Below are 21,121 nucleotides of genomic sequence, written 5' to 3' on the forward strand. Positions count from 1 at the left end.
ACTCCCAAAAATGCACGCTGGAAAGTGCACCACCTATCCGTAGCGGGCAGTACGCCTTGGTTTTGCCCGTCTCAGGACATTGACGCAGCACAAAAAGCCCCGCCGTGCGTAGCACGGCGGGGCCAGCGGCAAGTCAAAAGACCATACGCCTACGGGCGAAGGACCACCAAACTGGGTTAGGCAGCCGGGCAGATCTTCTTGAAGAGCTCGATGACGTCGTCGAGCGTTGCCTCGCGCGGGTTGCCCGGGAAGCAGGCGTCGGCCATGGCGTCCTTGGCCAAGACCTCGATCTCGTCGGCCTTCATGGCCTCGCAGACGTGCGGGATGTTCACGTCGGCGGAGAGCTGCTTGACGGCAGCGATGGCAGCGTCGGCGGCCTCGTCGGTGCTCATGCCCGTGGTGTCAACACCCATGGCGACGGCAACCTTGGCCAGGCGCTCGGCGCAAACCGGCTTGTTGAACTCCATGGCGATCGGCAGCAGCATGGCGCAAGCGACGCCGTGCGGGGTGTCGTAGTGAGCAGACAGGGTGTGAGCCATGGCGTGGTCGATGCCCAGGCCAACGTTGGAGAAGCCCATGCCGGCGACATACTGGCCAAGGGCCATGCCCTCGCGGCCGGAGCCGGGCTGACCGGACTTGGCCTCGGCGACGGAGTCACGCAGGTTCTCGCTGATCAGCTTAATAGCCTCAAAGTGGAACATGTCAGAGAGCTCCCAAGCACCCTTGGTGGTGTAGCCCTCGATGGCGTGGGTCAGAGCGTCCATGCCGGTGGAGGCGGTCAGGCCGGCGGGCATGGAAGCCATCATGTCGGGGTCGACGACGGCGACCTCGGGGGCGTCGTTGGTGTCGACGCACACGAACTTGCGGACCTTCTCGGGGTCGGTGATGACGTAGTTGATGGTCACCTCGGCAGCGGTACCGGCGGTCGTCGGCACAGCGATGGTGAACACGGCGTGGTTCTTAGTGGGAGCAACGCCCTCGAGGCTGCGGACATCGGCGAACTCAGGGTTGTTGATGATGATGCCGATGGCCTTGGCGGTGTCCATGGAGGAGCCGCCACCGATGGTCACGATAGCGTCAGCCTCGGCGGCCTTGAAGGCCTCGACGCCGTCCTTGACGTTCTGGATGGTGGGGTTGGGCTTAATCTCGGAGTAGAGGCTCCAAGCGATGCCGGCGGCGTCGAGCTCGTCGGTCACCTTAGCGGTAACGCCGAACTTGACCAGGTCGGGGTCGGAGCAGACGAAGATCTTCTTGTAGCCGCGACGCTGGAGCTCACCGGGAATCTCCTTGATGGCGCCGGAACCATGATAAGAGATGGTATTGAGAACGAAACGATTAGCCATTGATAGCCTCCCATCGTGTGCGGGGCACCCATTACGCCCCGCGCTATAAGTCCCATCCTAACGCTTTTGAAACGAAAAGCACGTGAGAACGTCAAATTTGTTAAAGCGTTTCAACAGATGATGAAAAATATTGCGGCAAAGGGACAGCCCCTTTGCCGCATTCGGTTACTTTCGACAGCCCTCTTTCCAAGCCTCGGCCGCAACCTTCCAGCGTAAGCGCAAGTCGCGCTCGCGGTCGATGAACATGATGGCAAACGCGACAAACAGCAGCAAGCTCGCCACGACGATGGCGTGCAGGCCCATGCGCTCAATACACCAGTTGCCCAACACGGCGCCAAACACAAAGGTAAAGATCACGCCAAAGTACAGCAGGCCGTTTTCCAAAAAGCCGCGCCTGTGGGTGATGATGTAATCGTCCACGTTTTGCAGCGCGTTGCGCAAGTTGCCGATGCACATGGTCGTAGCGATGCCGTGACCGTGGATCTTGCGGAAGCTCTCGACCTGCATGCCGCAGGCAAACGAGGTGAGGCAGTTGGCGAGCAGGTTGTAACCGCCACCGGGGATAAAGCTCACACCCAGCAAGATGACGGCTTCAAAGAACACCGTCACTTGGCGCCAGTGAATCACGCTGCCAAACCGTTCGTGTACCAGGTCGGCAAGCATAATGCCCACGGCAAACGACACCACAGGGAAGAAGTAGCGCCCCGCAAGTGCCCAATTGCCCTCCGAGATGCTCACGCCCACAAGCAGGATGTTGCCCGTCTGCGCGTTTGCGAAAACATGGTCGCGCCCAATGTACGAATACACATCCATAAAGCCGCCGGCGAGCGCCAGGATAATGCCCAGTTCGATGGACTCCGATATCTGTTTGGCACGCTGCATCGTCGTGCATCCTCCTTGTTGACGACCCTCTCGTGCGTTGGCGGAAACATAGCCGCCGTTCATACTGTAACCCATTGACAACATGGCGTGCGCGCGAGACGGCTCCTTCGACACGGGGATACACAGTCTGGAAACAAACGGCACCCGCATCGACACGCCGATCCGCCAGCCCATGTACTCCACCAGTCTTTTTAGCCCCGTCCCAAAAAGACTGGTTACAATTACGTGCAGCATACAAACACCGGGAGGGATCGTGGCAAAAAAGCCTCAGCACGCTCAGAATAACCAGCGCAGTCAGCAGGGCAAACAGGGCCAGCAGCAAAAGCGCGGCGGCAAAGCCCAGGGCGGCCACGCCGCTCATACCCCGACAGCGCCCGCCCGTCCCTGGCGCCCGGGCCGCGATAAGTTCCTCCCCGTCAGCCGCGCCGACATGGATGCGCGCGGCTGGGACCAGTGCGACTTCGTCTATATCTGCGGTGATGCCTACGTGGACCATCCGAGCTTTGGCATGGCTATCATCAGCCGCGTACTCGACGCGCACGGCTACAAAGTGGGCATCATCTGCCAGCCCGACTGGACCGACCCCGCCAGCATCACTGTGCTCGGCGAGCCGCGCCTGGGGTTTCTCGTCAGCGCCGGCAACATGGACTCCATGGTCAACCACTATTCGGTAACCAAGCACCGCCGCCACACCGACGCCTATACCCCCGGCGGCGAGGAAGGTCACCGCCCCAACCGTGCCGTCACGGTCTACGGCAATCTCATCCGTCAGACGTTTAAGGACGCTCCCATCATTATCGGCGGCATCGAGGCAAGCCTGCGCCGCCTGGCCCACTACGACTACTGGCAGGACAAGCTCAAGCGCTCGGTGCTGCTCGACTCGGGCGCCGACATCCTCATCTACGGCATGGGCGAGCACGCAATCGTCGAGATAGCCGACGCGCTCGACGCGGGGCTGCCCGTCGATCAGATCACCTATATCAACGGCACCGTCTACCGCACCAGCTCGCTCGACGAGGTCTACGACTACGACTTGCTGCCCAGCTGGGACGACCTTGTCGCCGACAAGCTCAATTACGCGCGCAGCTTTAACGTACAGCAGCAGAACATGGACCCCATCACCGGGCATCGTCTGGTAGAGCCCTACCCCAACAGCGTCTATGTGGTGCAGAACCCGCCGTCGGCGACGCTCACCACCGACGAGATGGACGAGGTGGCCGAACTCCCCTACGCACGCGATTGGCATCCCGACTACGACGCAGTGGGCGGCGTGCCGGCCTTTGCCGAGATCAAGTTTTCCATTAGCTCCAACCGCGGCTGTTTTGGCGAGTGCTCGTTTTGCGCGCTCACCTTCCACCAGGGCCGCGTGTTGCAGATGCGTAGCCACGACTCGATCATGCGCGAGGCCGAGCTGCTCACGCGCGATCCCGAGTTTAAGGGCTACATCAACGACGTGGGTGGACCGACGGCCAACTTTAGCCGACCGGCCTGCGACAAGCAGCTCAAACACGGCGTGTGCAAGAACAAGCGCTGCCTATGGCCGAGCGTGTGCAAGAACATGGTGGTCGACGAGAGCGGCTACACGCAGCTGCTGCGCGACCTGCGCCAGCTGCCGGGCGTCAAGAAGGTCTTCGTCCGCAGCGGCATCCGTTTTGACTACACCATGGCCGATGCCTCGGACGAGTTTTTGCGCGAGTTGCTGGAGCATCATGTCTCGGGCCAGCTGCGCGTAGCGCCCGAGCATGTGAGCGACGCGGTGCTGTCCGTGATGGGCAAACCGAGCCGAGCCGTCTACGATGCGTTCTGCCGTAAATTTGAGCGCTTGAACCGCGAATACGGACTCAAGCAGTACGTAGTGCCGTATCTGATCTCGAGCCACCCCGGCTCGACGATGAAGGAAGCCGTGGACCTTGCCGAGGCCGTGCGCGACATGGGCTACATGCCCGAGCAGGTGCAGGACTTCTACCCCACCCCGTCCACCATGTCGACCTGCATGTACTACACCGGCGTGGACCCGCGCACCATGGAGCCGATCTATGTGGCGCGCGACCCGCACGAAAAGGCCATGCAGCGCGCGCTGATTCAGTATCGCAAACCCGAGAACTACAAGCTCGTGCGCGAGGCGCTGGAGAAGGCCGGGCGTCGTGACCTGATTGGCTACACCAAGCATTGCCTGATCCGTCCCGTGCCGCCGCGCCCGGGCGAGACGTCTGCCGGCGGCGGACACGGCACCGGCAAGAAGGGCGGCAAGGCCCACGGTGGCGCCGCCGGCAAGGGGCCCAAGGGCAGCAAGGGCCACGGCGGCATGTCGCGTGCGCAGAACACCGCAGGGCGCAATCGCGCGGCCCAGGGACGGCAGGGCGCCAACGGAGGCGGACGTCGCAACTAGGGCAGTGGTGCGCTCGCTGCGTCCATCCCACACGCGTGGCGCAGCGAGCGCATTGCCTCAACGAGGATGACGCCGGCGATAGCGACCGTAATTGCCACGTCGAACGGCGTGTTCACAAACCACAGCAGCCCCATGAGATACGACCCGGCATTAAAGGCAAAGTGCAACAGGATCGTGTAGCGGAGCTTTCCGGTCGTCACGAGCACCCAGCCAAAAATGAGGCCGGCAGCGCCCGCATAGCAGCCCTGCACCCAGTTCATGTGCATAAAGCCGAAGACCGCCGCCTGCAGTACGATTGCCGCGGCAACGCCCCAGGCACTCGGGGCCGCCCAGGGCACTATGGCGCCGTCTTGCGCGTTCACGCGGCGCCGACGTTTCCAGAGCGGATGGCACTGTGGATTAAACGCACGCAGTGAGAACTCAAAGATGATGCCGCGCACCAGGAGCTCTTCGCAAAATGGCGCGCCAATCACCGTGGTCAGAACGGCCAGATAGCTCGTGTCGCCCATGCCTGTTTCCTCGACGAGCTCGCTATAGTCTGCCGCGACCTCGGGCAGCAGCGACAGCACGCCGTCGCATAGGTAGCTAATGACCACCTGCATGGACAGGCCGATCACGACAACGCAGACGATGCGCTTCCATGCCGCGCCTGCTCCCCCACCGAGCGGGCGCTCGCCTTGCCGGCGCGCCATAAACGAGCGCGGCCACAGATAACGCCACCACAGCAGCGCCATCAAAAACGACGCCGTCTGAGCGGCAGCCTGGAACCATTGGATATCGAGATTGTCGATCGGATAGCCCGTCAACGCCGACACGGCACTGAGAACAGAAAGCAGAACCACGCTCAGGGCTATATCGGCAGCGACAACGCCAAAACAGGCAAGCGCCCACGCTATCGCATTGAGCATGCCAACCTCCTCAAAACCATTCCCTAGTTCTACCACAACTCGGCAGAGAGCTGATCCCATGGGGACGGAGGAAAACGGATCACTTATTGATGAGAATCGGGCGAAGTGCCAAAGGCCCCGCTGGGCGAGATGTCGAACGGGAAGGTGCCGCAGCGATTGAACGCGGCGATAAACATGCGGATGGCGTTGGACGGCGTGGTGCCCACGAGCTGGGTTGCCGCCGCGAAGGCTGCCTTCTCCTCAGGCAAGACCTTCGCGACTACGGGGGTCATGTGTTCTGCCATGGCGCTTCCTTTTTGAAACGACGGTAGTGCGGATAGATGCGGGCCACGCGGCTGGGCGACGGGCTGTGAAGGCAACCCGATTGGCCCGCATCCGGAGTTTGTTTCTGCGGCGTTGGTATGACTTGGTAATCCTAAGTATTACCCCGCAGATAGAATACCACACCCGACCCCATTGGGACGGAGGAAAACGAATCATTTTGTTGCTGAGTAAGTATTTAGAGCGTGATGATGTCCGAGATATCGAGGGCCTGAGCGTCGGCGACATCGTGCGTGGCAAGCAACAGCATGCGGCCATCGAGCAGGTCGAGCACGACCTCGGCGCATGCGTCGCGCGCAGCGGTATCTAGACCGGTAAAGGGCTCGTCCAGAATCACCGCGTCTCCTGGGCACAGCAGGGCTCGGGCAATCTCGACGCGACGGCGCTGCCCGCCCGAGAGCTCGGCCACGCGGGCATACACATCGATCCCCGGTACCAGCAGGCGCAACAGGGCTGCGACACTCGAGGCGTCCACGCGCGCGTCGGCGCACACCAGCACGTTATCCAAAGCAGAGGCGTCCTCAACCAGACGCGCGTCCTGAAACACCATCGAGCACGGCACGCACTCCCCCGCTGTCAACGAAAGCAGCGTCGACTTGCCCACGCCTGAAGCGCCCATCACGCAGATACGCCCGCCCGCGGGCACGTTGAGCACCAGACCATCCAGCGCCGGAGCCCAGGGTGCCCGGTCGCCCACGGCGAGCGCAAGCTCCGCCGCAGCCCCGCCACCAGCAGAGCCGCCCGCACGCCCGCGCAGTCCATGCCCATGTGCCCGCACGGCCGCGCGCCACGCCACGGGTCCCGAAACCCGCAGCAGCCACACCAGCACGCGCTCACACGCCCACGAGGCGGCAACGACCAGCACGGTCCACGCCAGCAGATCAGCCGTCTCAATCAAAAGCTTTGCCTGATAGATGCGCTCACCCACGGTGCCCACCGCCATGCCGATCAGCTCCGCCGCCACGCCGGCCTTCCAGCTCATGCCAATCACGGCGCGGGCGCACGAAAGCACAAACGGCAGGACTTCGCGCCAGGTGTGGGCGCAAAACAGTCGCCAGCCCCGCACGCCATGCAGGCGGAACATCTGCTTCAGCGGTTTATCCGCTTGCGTCAAACCCTCGACCAACGAAAAATACACGCCCGGCAGCGCCATCAAAAAGACCGCCACAATGCTCACGCGCGCCGACCCCAACCAAATGAGCAGCAAGACCACCACGCAGGCAACCGGCGTCGCCTTAACAAACGAAAGCGCCGGGGCCACCAAGCGGGCAAACGTCAGCGACCGCACCGAGGCTCCCGCCATCACGCCGCCACACGCCGCGGCAAGCGCCAGCCCACCCAAGATTCGCGCGCCTGAGCCCACCAGAATCGCCCACGTGCCGGCATCGCATACTAGCCGCAGCAACGCCACCGCAACAGTACCTGGCCCCGGCAAAATCAACGGCTGCGCCACCAGTGCCGCTGCAAAGACCCACACGGCAAGCCAAAAGGCGGCAACGGCACCTGCTGCCGCCGCCGCCTTCATACGCTCTGCCATTTGTCGAGCAAACGCACGCACGGGCTACTCCATGTAGTAGAAATCATCGGCCGGGAGCTTACCGCCCACGGCACTCGCGTCCGCATCAGCCAGCACCTGCAGGTACCCGCCGAGCGCCGCCTTCATATCCTTGCCCGTCTGGCAGACAAGCATGCACCCGGGAATCGCCTTCTCGGCGATCTTGGCGTTATCCACGATGCCCGCATCGACCACGGCCTGATCCCAGTCCGCCGGCGCCGCGTTCACGGCCTCAACGCTCGCAGCATGGCAGCTCAGGAATTCCGCCACGGCCTCGGGATGCTCCTCGGCAAAGGCACGGCGCACCACGGTCACACCCGTCAGCAAGCGCGAGTCCGTGTCTCCTGCCAGCTCGTCCCACACATCGGTCAGGCTCACCGGTGCCGACAGCTTGCCCTCGCTCTTGGCGATGGCCGCCGTCTTGAACGGCTCGGGTAGCACGCCCACGGCAGTCGGGTCGGCAAGCAGAGCCGAGAGCACCTCGGTGGGCTCGCTCTTAAACTCGAGCGTCACCTGGCCGGTCAGGCCCGCGCGCTCCAGCAGGAAGTTCATGACGTACTCTGGCGTGGTGCCCTTGCCCGTCATGTAGACGGTGCGACCCGCCAGATCGCCAAACGAGGCCACATTCGCGTCGCCCGTCACAACGTTCAGCACACCCAGCGTGTTGATGTCGATGACCTGCACCGCGCCCTCGGTCTTGTTGTAGAGTACGCTCGCCACGTTGGCGGGTACCAGGGCAATGTCGATATCGCCCTGAATGACCTTGGGCACAATCTCATCGGCGGCAGTATTCATCGCAAAGTCGAACTCATTGTCCGTCTCGCCATCGGCCGCCCGGTCCATAAACTGCACCAGACCAATCGAGGTCGGCCCCTTGAGCGAGGCGACGTGCACCTCGACCGGCTCTGCAGCAGCACCGGCGCCGTCCGTGGCAGCCGAGCCCGCGGCGGACCCGGCACCGGCAGCCCCGCCGCCACAGCCCGCGAGCGCAAGCGACAGGGCGCCCGCGGCGAGCGCCGAGGCAAACCCCCGGCGCGACATCTCAAAATCAAACGTACGCATCGCTAGCACGTCCCCTCGTTGGGCATCGTCCATGCGTGATGGTCGGTATGCAGCAGCTCCTCGGCCAGCGGCGAGAGCGGCTCGCCCAGGAACTCGCGGTAGCACGCCTGGACATCGGGATTCTCGTGCGAGAAACGAATGTCCGCAGCGGCATCCAGACCCCACAGCACCTGACCGCGCTCGGCTGCCAGCTCGCAGCCGTCGTGGATGGGCTGACCGCCGCCACCGACGCAGCCGCCCGGGCATGCCATGACCTCGACGAAGTCATAGCTCACGCGGCCGTCGCGAATCGCGTCGAGCAGACGGGCGGCGTTGCCCAGCCCGTGTGCCACGGCGACGCGCACCTTGGTGCCATCGATATCGGCCACGGCTTCCTTCCAGCCGTCCAGGCCGCGCACATCGGTAAAGAAGTCGGCGTCGGGGTTCTTGCCCGTCACCAGGTAATATGCCGAGCGCACGGCGGCCTCCATCACGCCGCCCGTGGCGCCAAAGATCACGCCCGCGCCTGTGCCAAAGCCCAGCGGCGTATCGAGCGGCTCCTCAACCAGCGTGTCCACGCTCACGTGGCTCGCGCGGATCATGCGCACCATCTCGCGCACCGTCAGCGCAACGTCCACATCGGGTGCGCCGCTCTCGCCCACCATGCTCGGCAGCGCGCACTCAGCCTTCTTGGCCGTGCACGGCATAACGGACACCACGAACAGGCGCTCGGGCTCCACGCCCAGCACCTTGGCGTAGTAGGTCTTGGCGATGGCGCCGAACATCTGCTGCGGCGACTTGGACGTGGACAGGCTGTCGACAAACTCCGGATAGCGCGCCTTCACAAAGCGCACCCAGCCCGGGCAGCAGCTCGTGAACATGGGCCAGCCGCGGCTATCGTCCTCACCCTTAGCGGCGGCACCCAGGCGCTCGAGCAGCTCGGAGCCCTCCTCCATGATGGTGAGGTCGGCCGAGAAATCGGTGTCGAACACGTACTCAAAGCCAACACGACGCAGCGCACAAGCCAGACGCTCGACGGTGGCTTCCTCGCGCGAAATGCCGAGCTCCTCGCCCCAGGCGCTGCGCACGGCAGGCGCGATCTGCACCAGCACGATCTTGTCGGGATCGGCGAGAGCATCGAACACGGTCTCAGTATCGTCACGCTCGCGCAGGGCGCCCGTCGGACAATGCGTAATGCACTGGCCGCACGCGACGCAATCGGTCTTGCCGATCGGCGTGCGCCCGCGGGCACCCACGGCGGTATGCGTGGCGCGGTTGGTCAGGTCCCAAATCCCTAGGCCCTGCACGCTCTCGCATACCTTGATGCAGCGCATGCATTTGATGCACTTGTCGTTTTCGCGGATGATGGGGAAATCGAAATCCCAGCCCTCGCCCGCCAAATGCCTTTGATACGGCAGATAGAAAATGCCCAGGTCGTTGGCGATGGTCTGTAGGTTGCAGTTGCCGCTGCGCACGCAGCTCGTGCACTGCGAATCGTGCTGGGACAGCAGCAGTTGCACGTTGGTGCGACGGGCCTCGCGGGCCTTGGGGCTGTTGGTGTGAACCACCATGTCATCGAGCACGTAGTTGTTGCAGGCGGCAACCAGCTGGTCGCAGCCCTCAACCTCGACCACGCACACGCGGCAGCCGCCGATCTCGTTCAGATCGCGCAGGTAGCACAGGGTGGGAATCTGGATACCGACGGACTTGGCCGCGTCCAGGATCGTGGTGTGCTCGGGTACCACGACCTCGCAATTATCGATAGTGAGCTTGACCATATTGAGTGCTCCGCTTTCGGTGTTGTCGCTGACAGTGGGGTTGTTGAGCTCTACCATTCCAGGTTCCTCCCTCCGCGGAACGCGCCAAAGCCAAAGTGGTCGCAACGCAGGCAGCGGCTTGCCTCCTGGCGCGCCTCCTCCTCGGTAAGGCCCTGCTCGACCAGATTCCAATCGTGAATACGCTCGCCGGCCTCGCGCTCGCCCAGCTCGCAGCGGCCGCACTCGTGCTTGCCCTTAAACTGGACGGTCGGCAGCTCCACGTCGAGCTTGATCTTGTGGTCGAAGCCCAGATAGCGGTCGATGTTTGCCGAAGCCACGCGGCCGGCATTGATGGCTCGGATGACGGTGGCGGGGCCGGTCTGGCAGTCGCCGCCGCTAAAGAGGCCATCGAAACTGGGCACGGCGCCGTCCGAATCGGTGACGACGCGACCCCACTTGCAGGCGATGCCCATGTCCTCAAATGGCTTGGAGTCGATGTCCTGTCCAATGGCAACGAACACGCGCTCGCAGGGAATGACCTGCTCGGGCGTGGCGGCGGCACGCGGGGCCGGGCGCCCGCGGCGGGGCTCGCCGATAATCTGCGGCTGTACGCGCAGGCCGTTCACGCGTCCGTCCTCGCCCGTCTCAATACCGAGCGGGGCTGTGAGCTCCAGAACCTCGCAGCCCTCGGCCTGGGCACCGGCAATCTCGGCGTCCTGGGCCGTCATATCGCAGATGCGGCGGCGATAGACAATACTCACCTTTTCGGCACCGCAGCGCACGGCAGAGCGAGCCACGTCCATGGCCACGTTGCCGCCGCCGATGACGCACACGCGCTGGCCGCTCAGGTCGGGCAGCGCGTCGTCACCGATGGCGCGCAGCATCTTGACGGCCGACTCCACGCCGGGCGCCTCTTCGCCCGGAAGGCCGAGCTTCTTATCGCTGTGGGCACCGATGGCCAGGTAGACGGCATCGAACTCGTCGCGCAGGCGAGCGAGCTCGATGCCGTTCACGGAGTGGTCGAGTTCCACATCGATGCCGGCGCTCAAGATCCAGTCAATCTCGGCCTGCAAGCGCTCGCGCGGCAGACGATAGCTGGGGATGCCGTAGCGCAGCATGCCGCCCAAGTGGTGACGCTGCTCAAAGATGGTCACCTTATGGCCCATCACGGCCAGGTAGTAGGCGCAGGAAAGGCCGGCCGGGCCGCCGCCAATCACGGCGACGCGCTTACCGGTGTTGTCCACTACATGCGGCTTGTGGTCGTTGAGGTCACTGTGCTCAACGGCAAAACGCTTGAGGGCGAGGATGTTCATGGGGTCGTCGACCATGCCACGGCGACAGTGCATCTCGCAGGGATGCTCGCACACCAGGCCGCAGACGAGCGGCAGCGGGTTATTCTTGCGGATGACCTTGACGGCATCGGCATAGCGGCCGGCCTCGACGAGCGAAATGTAACCGGGAATGTCGACGTGCGCCGGACAGCCCGAGACACACGGAACGCGGGCCTCGCGATCAAAGCCGCAGGAGTGCTCGCGAATGTGATGCTCAAAATCGTCGTGGAAGCCGCGAATGGCCGTGAGTGCCATAGCGCCAGCTTCGTAGCCGATGGCGCAGTCGCTCGAAAGGTAGATGGTGCGGGCCGTGCGCTCAATCAGGTTGAGCGTGGACTCATCGGCGCGCCCTTCGAGCACATCAGCGAGCAGGTCGCTCAGCGCGCTCAGGCCCACGCGACAGGGCGTGCACTTGCCGCAGCTCTGGGTGGAGCACAGGTCGACGAGCGCTGCCGTAAACTCCACGGGACACGGGGCGAGCGAACTCACCGCCAAACGGCGTCCGAGCGCATCGTGCAGGTCGTCCATGACGGCCTGAGCGTGGCTGCGTTCCATTACATGCAGTCGAGCCATAAGATCCCCTCTCACATGGCAGCCCGGAGGCGAGGCCGGGCGAAATTGCTACACGCACAACACTGACCTAAAAAGTTGTTAGGTCTCCACGCAGTTCGGCAGGCGGCATGAAATGTCACCCTCAGCGGTGAAATAGAACATTACCGCAGATAAATGCCATATTTGATAAAACGCGTTACCAAATGACAATGCCCCGCCCACGCAATCACGTGGACGGGGCATTGCTCCAGGTATGCGGTCAGCAACCCTGTTGCTTTTACTTAAGCTCGGGCCAGTAACCCTTGTTGGCCTCGATCATGTCGTCGAGAACTTCCTTGGCGACCTTCATCGAAGGCACGGTCTTGTTCAGCGTAAAGGCCTTGAGTGCCTTCTCGTACGAACCCTCGATCGTAGCCTCGACCACGAGCTTCTCGGAGTTCAGCTGCTGCATCATAAGACCCTGCTGGAACAGCGGAATGTTGTCGCGGCTGATGACCTCGGGGCCGTTCTTGCCAATGTAGGCAGGCAGCTCGACCATAGCGTCGTAGGGCATGTTGGGGATAGCGCCCTTGTTCTCGCAAATGACCAGGAAGCGCTGCTTGGTATCGTTCTTCAGAGCGATGGCCAGGTCGGCAATCCAGTCGCCGTGGCTGCCCGCATAGAACGTGCTCTCGTCGATCTCGCCCGTCTTCTCGTAGTGGTCGATGCCATCAAAGAGGTTCTTCTCGCGCGTCTCCTCAACCTCGTTTGCGCGGGTGCGCTCGGGGTTGGAATGCTCGACAAACTCCTTCTGCTGCAGGTAGTAGTTCAGATACGTGTTGGGCAGGTACTCCGGGAAGCACTCCATGATCTCATACTCGCCCTTCCAGACGTAGTACCAGCTGCCCTTGGTGTGGCGGTTCTGCTCGGGGTGCTCGTCAGTGGCCTCCTCGGGCTTCTTTGCCATGAGCGAGCCCATGCCCTTGAGGTAGGAGTCGGGCAGCAGGATCTGGTGCTCCTTGATGTACTCGCGCAGCTGCGGGAGCACCTCCTCGCCCTTGTGGCGGATCGAGGTGAACCAGCCAAAGTGGTTGAGGCCAAAGTAATCGTACTCGACATCCTTCTTGTCGATATCGAGCGCGGCGCAAACCACGTCGATGATCGCGATCGGCATGTCGCAGATGTTGATGATGCGAGCGTTGGGACGCAGCACACGGCAGCCCTCGGAGACGATGGCGGCAGGGTTGGAGTAGTTGAGAATCCAGTAGTCCTTCTTGGCGTACTTCTCAACGTCATCGATCAGCTCGACCATGGGGAAGATGGTGCGCATGCCGTAGGCAAGGCCGCCGCAACCGCAGGTCTCCTGACCAACGCAGCCGTGACGCAGCGGAATCTTCTCGTCCTGCTCGCGCATGGCGTAGCCGCCCACGCGCATCTGGGCAAACACGAAGCTGGCATCCGTAAAGGCAGTCTCTTTGTCGGTGGTCACCGTGAGCTTGATGTCCAAGCCGAGGTCCTCGTGCAAAATCCAGTCCACGAGCACGCCGATCTTGCGCTGGCGCTCCTCGTTGATGTCGTACAGACGAATCTCGTCAACATCGAGCTCGTCCTTGCGCAGGGCGATGGACTTGACGATGCCGGGGGTAAAGGTGGATCCGCCACCACACAGAGTAATGATCATTGTTTACTGCTCCTTCTCAATTGCGTTTTCGACCTTGTCGCGCATCTCGGCAACCTTCATGCCAAAGATGATCTGGATATTATTGCCGTTGCGGTTGATGCCGCTGTTGGGCACGTGGTTGATGAGGTTCTCATCGATGAGGTCCGGGTTCTTAACGTTCACACGAAGACGCGTAAAGCAGTTCTCGAGCTCCTCGATGTTGTCCTTGCCACCAAGACCCGCGACCAGGTCGGCAATACCTGCATCGACGCCCTCTGCGGGAGCTGCGGCAACAGCGCCTTGCTTCACCGCGACAGACGCGGCAGCCTCGCCCTCGGCAACGGACTCGGCGAGCTCGGATTCCTCCTCGCGACCAGGCGTGTGGAGGTTGAGCTTCTTGATGAGAAAGGTGAAGAGGAAGAAGTACAGCGCGGCGTTGACGACTCCGAGCACCAGCATAACCGGCCAGTTGGTCTTGTCGACACCGAGGACCAGGTTGGAGACCACGATGTTGATGATGCCGCCTGCAGTCGAAGCGGGCACGGAGAGGACCTTGAGCAGGACCAGGAAGATGCCGGAAAGAACCGAGTGAACGACAAAGAGCACAGGAGCGGCAAAGACAAAGAGGAAGTCCATGGGCTCGGTCACGCAGGAGAGCACGGCGGTGATGATCAGCGGGATGATAACAGCCTTGGTCTTATCCTTGTTCCCCTTGTAAGCGGTGAAGATAAAGGCGAGACCGATGCCGATGTAGGGCCACAGGTTGTTGAAGGTGTAGCTGTTGAAGTAGGTGCTATCGGAGAAGGGCTGGCCCGTCATTGCCATCTCGGCGACACGGATGGGGTAGGCGCCGGCGATAACCTGATCGCCCAGCGTCAGGGTGCCACCCACATCGGAGAACTGGAACGGGGTGTAGATGAGGTGGTGCAGACCGGTGGGAACGAGCAGCTTGTTGAGCATGCCGTAGATAAACAGACCGATGTTGCCCGATTCCTTAATGATGCCGGCAACGGAGGAGATAGCACCCTGAACCGGAGGCCAAACGATGCAGAAGCCAGCGCCCATGATCCAGGAAATGATGATCATGATCAGGAACGGAAAGCGAACGCCCGAGAACATCGAAAGGGCAATGGGGAACTGCTTGTTCGAGTACTTGTTGAACACGGCACCGGTGATGCAACCAAGAATGATGCCGCCAAACACGCCGGTATCGAGCACCTGGATGCCCATAACGGTGCTCTGGCCGGTTCCGGTAAGACCGAGCATGCCGTTCGCTTCGGCAAGAGAGCCGGTGGCGTTGAGCACGATGTTGTTAGCCTGCAGGAACAGGAAGAACGACATCAGGGCGATCAGCGAAGCATGGCCCTTGTTCTTCTTTGCCATAGCGCCGGCGATGCCCACGCAGAACAGAATCGAGAGGTTGTTGATGATAAACATCAGCGACTGATAGACAACGGCGCCCACAAGCTGGAACGGACCGGAGCCCAGTACGGGAACCAAAGCGCAGATGGTCTTGTTGGTCAGAATGATGCCCACGATGAGCAGGATGCCGGCAACCGAGAGATACATCATCGGCTGGACGATCGACTTCGCGAACACCTCCAACGGCGCTTTGAAATTGAACTTCTTTTTTGCGGTCATAGCGGTACTCCCCTTCCTTTTCCGCAAATTAAGACAGATGTGCCCTAGACAAGACTGTGAGCCTTGCCTTATATCAATCGATGTGTGGGCACGTTATGCCTAGAGACCAGGTTCTCCAAGCAGGTTAACAATGTGATATGCGAGATAACTCTTCTCGGCATCGGTAACGACAACGTTATAGGTAGACGACAAGTGAGCGGCTATGGCATCCGCGCACGAGAATGCGCACGGATACGCCGTTTCGTCGATTCGGAACAGCGCGTCGCCACTGATTTGCCCGGCCGTAGGATCGAGTGCTCGCTGAGCGAAAAACTGCAGGTGACGAACGAAGCGTTCGTAAGGCAGCGAGGTGTCATCGAGGGTCGTGGCATAGCGCTCGGAAACAATCGCGAGCACGTCGCGAACAAGCTGGACCGAGATGATTAGACGGTCGGAGCGTTGCGGCATGGTGGCGTTGACGATATGCAGCGTAATAAAACCCTGCTCTTCTTCGCTCATCTGGATGCCCAAATAGTCCTTGATAATCTGAAGGGCACGGCCCGCAAGCGCGTGCTCCTTGCGATAGAACTGCTGGATCTCGAGCAGCAGCGGATTCTCGCAGGAAACGCCTTTGCGCTCGCGATCGAGGGCGAGGCTGATATGGTCTGCGAGAGCGATAAGAATCTTGTCATTGATATCGACATTGAGCTCTCGACGAAGCATCTGAACGATGTCCTCGGAAATCACGAGGTTGACGGTGGGGATGGACTCCAAAAGATGTGCCAAGCGGTCAATCGTACGCGAATCCTGAGAAGTTCCCTCCTGCAACGCGTAGGTCTTTTCGACCGACGCCTCGTCGATGGCATCGCCGGCATGGCGACCAAAGCAGAGACCTCGACCGATGACGATGAGCTCGGAGCCATCGTCCGAAGTGACCATTGCGACGTTGTTGTTAAAAACTCGCTTGATAACCACGGTACCCACCACAAGAATTTACTCGGAAAGCCAGATGACAGGCTCTTTAACAGCAACAGGGCCGGAAGCATGCTCACGAAGAGTCGAGTTCTCCGAGCGCTCGCACACGATAACGAAGACCGTGGGATCGAAACCGGCGGCGCGAACCACGTCGAAATCGACCTCGACGAGAGGCTGACCTGCGTCGACATGGTCACCCTGGGCAACAAGCGCATGGAAGCCCTTGCCCTCAAGTTTAACAGTGTCGATTCCGATGTGCAGCATCACCTGAGCAGAGCTGTCGTCGGACATAATGCCCAGCGCGTGCTCAGTCGGAAACAGCGCCGCGACGGTACCGGAAACAGGAGCGCACACCGTTCCCTCTTGGGGAACCACGGCAACGCCATCGCCCACTGCACGGCTGCTAAAAGCAGGGTCATTGGTATTTTCTAGATGAACAAGCTCGCCGGAAACGGGAGCGAGGATTTCGAACTCGGAAGCTGCAGTCGTCTGCTTATCCGAGCCCCCCATAAGGCGAGAAAAGAAACCCATGGTGGCATGTCCCTTCATAAATATAGCCCAACCAAAATCAAGCGAATGCATCCATAGAGACACACCCGTTCAAAGACTTTGGTTAGGCCCACGTCCGAGGGACTCGGTAACCTTCCGCATTTCTTTTTACGGGAGCTATTGTAGACAAGCCCAAAGCCAGAATAGTCATTATGACCGGTGAGCGGTATTTTTTCTTCGATAAACGGTATTTAGGCGGCACTTGGGGACGTTCCTTTCCCGCCGGCACTCGGGGACACTCCTCACTCTGGTGCATTGGGGACAAGTTTGTTTGCACCAGGTTGGTGCAGATTAACCTGGCCCCATTGCGCCAATTTCGTATGCGCTAGATAAAAAGCTCGCATTCCTTCCGCACGACGCAAACCTTGCTCAGCATCTGGGAAACAGCGGATAGCTTGTTGGGATCAAGCTTGCGAGCGCCTCGCGGACATACGGCGATGCAGCGCATGCAGGAGATGCACGCCTCGCCAGCTGCTCGCTTGGGGTCGCCCTTGTCGATAGCACAAACGGGGCACGCCGCGGCGCATGCACCGCAGGAGACGCAATCCTCTGTTGCCTCGGGTGCCATGCGATGACCTCCAGCTTGTTTATAAGGACGATTGCCAGGAATAGAGGGCTCGGATGCATCCTCAGCCAACAGCTTTTGCTGAATTTGCTGCGCAAACTCTGCGAGCTGCGCCGCATCCCGCGCATCCGGTCGCCCAGCAGCAAACTGACGAGCAACGGAATGTTCAGCAATAGCAGAAACAGCTGCAACCACCCTAAATCCGGCGCGCTTCGCAACGTCCTCCAGCTCTACGAGCGTGTCCTCAAACGCGCGGTTTCCGTATACACAAACCAAAACAGTCCGAGCCCCGTTGCCGCACACCATACCCAACCGGTCAGTCACCACAGCCGGGATTCTACCGGCATACGCCGGCGCAGAGATTACGGCCACGTCGTCCTCAGTCATCGAGACAGCGCTGAAATCTGGCCCGCTATCGGTCAGATCGACGGTAACGGTATTCTTGTCCAGCGCCCCGGTCACAAGGCCAGACACCTTCCGCGTTCCACCCGTCGGACTAAACACAATTTCGAATACGCTCATCGAGGCACCCTCCCCTACGCCTGGCAACGCGTCAAGCCGTTTTCACATTCAGACAGAGTATACGGCGCATGGGATCCCCGTTTTGGTGCACCAAGCACCCCAATGCACCCACCCTACGCTGTCTGCCTCTTCGTTTTGTATAAATTACGGTACAGATTGCATATACTTACTGGATACCGCCGCGTTCTCCTGAGGTACCCCATCCCGGCACGTGCAAAAAACGGAGTATTCTGCAACGTGACCGCGCCAGCACCGCCGCGGGAGGGCAAAACTGTAGGGCGCCGTATCATTCTAAGTCCCGACATGGCGAGAATGACGCGCCCCTGCTCCGGAAAACGGCGAAATCTGACTCGGAACGCTCGCTAGGGATATCCGAAGGCCACCGTTGGCGACGTCGAATCATATGCAGACAACTCGAACTGCAGAATACTCCAAAAAATGCACGGCGCACCCCATAGGACCCATTGCTGCATGGCGGAAAATAGGTCCTCAGCATCCCCCAGATGCATTCCCGAGAACATCACGTTTGAATTAGCGATGGACACGGCAAACAAAAGGGCCCGAGCGTTATTTGCTCGGGCCCTTAGCTTGTCTCACGCTAGCGCGCGATGCTCATCTTACTTGCGCTTGCCGCCGCCGTCGCCGGGGCGACGGGAGCTGCCACCGCGCTTGCCGCCACGGCTGTTGCCGTAGCTGCCACGGTTATCGCGACCGCCGGCACGGCCGCCACGGGAGCCGGCCTGGTTGCCGCCACGCCCGCCACGATAGCCACCACGACGCTCATCGCGGGTATCGTCGTAGTTGCGCCAGTCATCGCGACGATCGCGGCTAGCACGCGGGTCACGACGATCACGCGACTCGTTAGAACGACCAGCGCCGCCGCGGCCGCCATTGCCGCGAGCACCCTCGCGACGCTCGCCGCCGCGGCTACCGCGCTCTTCAAAGCGCTTGCCGCCACGGGACTCACCGCCACGGGCAGTACGCTCACCGCGACCCTCGCCGCCGCGACGCTCATCACGGCCGCCGCGCTCGTCATCACGACCGGAACGCCGGCGGTCGCCCGCACCGCGCTTGCCACCGCGCGAACCGCGGCCCTCGTCCTCGCGCTCGACACGACGACGACCGCCGCGGTCCTCGTCCTCACGACGACGGCGGTGTGCCTCGCCCTGGAACTGCTTGGCACGACGCTCGGCACGGTTGCCGCGCGCAGGCTGCTCAGCGGCACCAGCACCGCCGCGCTCCTCGGCAGCTACCTCGCGAGCCACGCTCTCAACAGCCTCGTCCACGCGAGCCTGAACGCCCTCGCGCACGCGGGTCTTGCCGCCGCGCTTGGGACGGCTCGGACGCTCGCCGTCGCCGCGGCGCTCGTCGCGACCGCGGTTGGAACGACCGGCAACATCGCCGTAATCGTCGCCGTTGCGCTTGCCGTCGCGACGCGCCTGCTCAAGCTTCTTCTTGCTCTTGGACTTGCCGCGCTTGGTCTTCTTCTTCACCTTAAAGGCCGCAGGGTCGCGCTCGGGATCAACCGCGGGCGGGTTGGGACCCACGTGCAGGTCGCCGGCCTCGTAGATGTCGGCGGTCTTGTCCATGAGCTTCTCGATCTCGTAGAACTCGTCGACGTCCTGCTCGGTCACAAACGTAATGGCCCAGCCCAGCTCGCCGGCGCGGCCCGTACGGCCAATGCGGTGGATATAGTCGGTCGGCTCGGCCGGCACGTCAAAGTTCACGACGTAGCGCACGTCGCTGATGTCGATGCCGCGGGCGAGAACATCGGTTGCCACCAGCACGTCGACGGTGCCGTCGCGGAAGGCAGAAAGCGCACGCTCGCGCTGGGCCTGGCTACGGTTGCCGTGAATCGCGGCGGCCTTGATGCCCTTACGCTCCAGACGACGGCAGCAGCTGTCGGCGCGATGCTTGGTGCGCATAAAGACGATGGTGCGCTCCGGGCCCTCCTTCTTGAGGAACTCGGGCAACAGGTTATTCTTGGCCTCGATGGACACCGGGAACACAAACTGGTCGACGGTGTCGGCGGTCGACGTGGCGGGCGCGATCTCCACGCGAGCCGGATCGCTCACCAGGTCGGTGATCTCGCCCACGGCCTCCTCGTCGAGCGTCGCCGAGAACAGCAGCGTCTGGCGCTCGGCCGGCGTCTCGCGCACAATGCGGCGGACGGCGGGCAAAAAGCCCATGTCGAGCATGCGGTCGGCCTCGTCGAGTACCAGCACCTTGACCTCGTTCAGGTGGCAGGCGCCCTGCTCGATCAGGTCGACCAGACGGCCCGGCGTGGCGACCAGGATATCGCAGCCGTACTTGAGTGCCGCGGTCTGCGGCTTGTAGCTCACGCCACCCACGACGGTCACGGCGACATGGCCGGTGACGTCGGCGATCTTGCTCGCGACCTCGTCGATCTGCTGGGCGAGCTCGCGCGTGGGGGTGATGACGAGCATCACGGGGCCGCGGCCGTTGCCCTCGGGCTTCTTGGCACCGCGACGGCGGTTGCGGCCGCCGCGCTCGCGCACGGGTTTGGGCGGAGCAATGTGCTCCAGATTGTTCATGGTCGGCAGCAAGAAGGCGGCCGTCTTGCCGGTGCCGGTTTGAGCGGCGGCAAGCAGGTCGCGACCCTCGAGCACCACGGGGATCGAGCCGGCCTGCACGGGCGTCGGCGCCGTGTAGCCCAGGTTCTCGATAGCACGGAGTATCTCGTCCGAAAGCCCCAGCTCGTTAAAGGCGGGCAGGCTCTCGGTAGCGGACTCGACGGCCTGGGCAGCATTTGCCTCGTCGGCGGCATCGAAGGCGGCCTGGGTCATGGCCTCGCGGGTCTCGTCCAGAATCTCGGCGTCGGTGACGTCGGATACAGAATTACGCATATGTTGTTGTTCCTTATCTGCACGCGCTATGGGCACGGCATGCGGCCGCGCTGGCGTGCGTGGTAGTGCGCTAATACATACAAAAACGGGTGCGCACAGAGAGGACGTTGCTCAGCACGCTGGCGATCGCTTTGGCAGCCCTATCACGCGCCGTCCAGACGCAGCAGCTCTAAGCGATGGAGCAGATTCGCCGCCGGTTAGTATACCCGTGCTTCGCATGCCCCCACGTAAACCACAGATGACGAGGTGGACGAGGTGGGCCTGGCCGATCGTCTCAATCTGTAACAGATGCAGGGCAAAACCGG

At 61.9% G+C, this 21,121-nt stretch carries 15 protein-coding genes; 1 reads left to right on the forward strand and 14 read right to left on the reverse strand.

Annotation, left to right across the window (positions count from 1 at the left end):
- Window positions 1-176 precede the first annotated feature (176 nt).
- Window positions 177-1,343 (reverse strand): lactaldehyde reductase, encoded by a 1,167-nt coding sequence (fucO, locus tag KTF55_RS03885; RefSeq protein WP_022094861.1) that lies wholly within the window; start codon window positions 1,341-1,343, stop codon window positions 177-179.
- A 165-nt stretch (window positions 1,344-1,508) separates the two neighbouring features.
- Entirely contained in the window at window positions 1,509-2,225 is a 717-nt protein-coding gene (locus tag KTF55_RS03890; protein WP_118377270.1) for a YoaK family protein, read from the reverse strand.
- Between the two features lie 253 nt (window positions 2,226-2,478).
- Between KTF55_RS03890 and KTF55_RS03895 the strand changes: the two genes are divergently transcribed.
- A complete protein-coding gene (locus KTF55_RS03895) occupies window positions 2,479-4,614 on the forward strand; it encodes a YgiQ family radical SAM protein (RefSeq protein ID WP_226790539.1) in 2,136 nt (711 codons plus the stop codon).
- On the opposite strand, the gene KTF55_RS03900 is transcribed toward KTF55_RS03895, so the two are convergent.
- The 12 genes from KTF55_RS03900 to KTF55_RS03955 form a co-directional block, all read right to left on the reverse strand.
- Window positions 4,611-5,522: a CPBP family intramembrane glutamic endopeptidase gene (locus tag KTF55_RS03900; protein WP_217108008.1), complete on the reverse strand. Its 912-nt coding sequence runs from the start codon at window positions 5,520-5,522 to the stop codon at window positions 4,611-4,613. The genes KTF55_RS03895 and KTF55_RS03900 overlap by 4 nt on opposite strands.
- A gap of 83 nt (window positions 5,523-5,605) precedes the next feature.
- Window positions 5,606-5,806, reverse strand: a complete 201-nt coding sequence (locus KTF55_RS03905; protein ID WP_217108009.1) for a type II toxin-antitoxin system RelB/DinJ family antitoxin — start codon at window positions 5,804-5,806, stop codon at window positions 5,606-5,608.
- 215 nt (window positions 5,807-6,021) lie between these two features.
- Window positions 6,022-7,401 carry an ATP-binding cassette domain-containing protein gene (locus KTF55_RS03910; RefSeq protein WP_217108010.1) on the reverse strand — a complete coding sequence of 460 codons (1,380 nt, stop codon included), beginning with the start codon at window positions 7,399-7,401 and terminating at the stop codon, window positions 6,022-6,024.
- A gap of 3 nt (window positions 7,402-7,404) precedes the next feature.
- Complete coding sequence (locus tag KTF55_RS03915; RefSeq protein ID WP_217108011.1) at window positions 7,405-8,460, reverse strand: ABC transporter substrate-binding protein; 1,056 nt, start codon at window positions 8,458-8,460, stop codon at window positions 7,405-7,407.
- A 2-nt stretch (window positions 8,461-8,462) separates the two neighbouring features.
- Window positions 8,463-10,217 carry a [FeFe] hydrogenase, group A gene (locus KTF55_RS03920; RefSeq protein ID WP_217108062.1) on the reverse strand — a complete coding sequence of 585 codons (1,755 nt, stop codon included), beginning with the start codon at window positions 10,215-10,217 and terminating at the stop codon, window positions 8,463-8,465.
- Window positions 10,218-10,267: 50 nt separating this feature from the next.
- The gene (locus KTF55_RS03925) at window positions 10,268-12,100 is read right to left on the reverse strand and encodes an NAD(P)-binding protein (protein ID WP_217108012.1); all 1,833 of its coding nucleotides are present in this window, start codon (window positions 12,098-12,100) and stop codon (window positions 10,268-10,270) included.
- Between the two features lie 256 nt (window positions 12,101-12,356).
- Window positions 12,357-13,739 carry a 6-phospho-alpha-glucosidase gene (locus tag KTF55_RS03930; protein WP_055252559.1) on the reverse strand — a complete coding sequence of 461 codons (1,383 nt, stop codon included), beginning with the start codon at window positions 13,737-13,739 and terminating at the stop codon, window positions 12,357-12,359.
- A 3-nt stretch (window positions 13,740-13,742) separates the two neighbouring features.
- Entirely contained in the window at window positions 13,743-15,359 is a 1,617-nt protein-coding gene (locus KTF55_RS03935) for a PTS transporter subunit EIIC (protein WP_217108013.1), read from the reverse strand.
- A gap of 99 nt (window positions 15,360-15,458) precedes the next feature.
- Window positions 15,459-16,313, reverse strand: a complete 855-nt coding sequence (locus KTF55_RS10130; RefSeq protein WP_226790543.1) for a PRD domain-containing protein — start codon at window positions 16,311-16,313, stop codon at window positions 15,459-15,461.
- An 18-nt stretch (window positions 16,314-16,331) separates the two neighbouring features.
- The gene (locus KTF55_RS03945; RefSeq protein WP_217108014.1) at window positions 16,332-16,844 is read right to left on the reverse strand and encodes a PTS glucose transporter subunit IIA; all 513 of its coding nucleotides are present in this window, start codon (window positions 16,842-16,844) and stop codon (window positions 16,332-16,334) included.
- A gap of 343 nt (window positions 16,845-17,187) precedes the next feature.
- Window positions 17,188-17,949: a 4Fe-4S dicluster domain-containing protein gene (locus tag KTF55_RS03950; RefSeq protein WP_217108015.1), complete on the reverse strand. Its 762-nt coding sequence runs from the start codon at window positions 17,947-17,949 to the stop codon at window positions 17,188-17,190.
- A gap of 617 nt (window positions 17,950-18,566) precedes the next feature.
- Window positions 18,567-20,816, reverse strand: a complete 2,250-nt coding sequence (locus tag KTF55_RS03955; protein ID WP_217108016.1) for a DEAD/DEAH box helicase — start codon at window positions 20,814-20,816, stop codon at window positions 18,567-18,569.
- Window positions 20,817-21,121: the final 305 nt, after the last annotated feature.

Origin of the sequence: Collinsella sp. MSK.8.10 (genome assembly GCF_019041915.1) — a bacterium.
Taxonomy (GTDB): domain Bacteria; phylum Actinomycetota; class Coriobacteriia; order Coriobacteriales; family Coriobacteriaceae; genus Collinsella.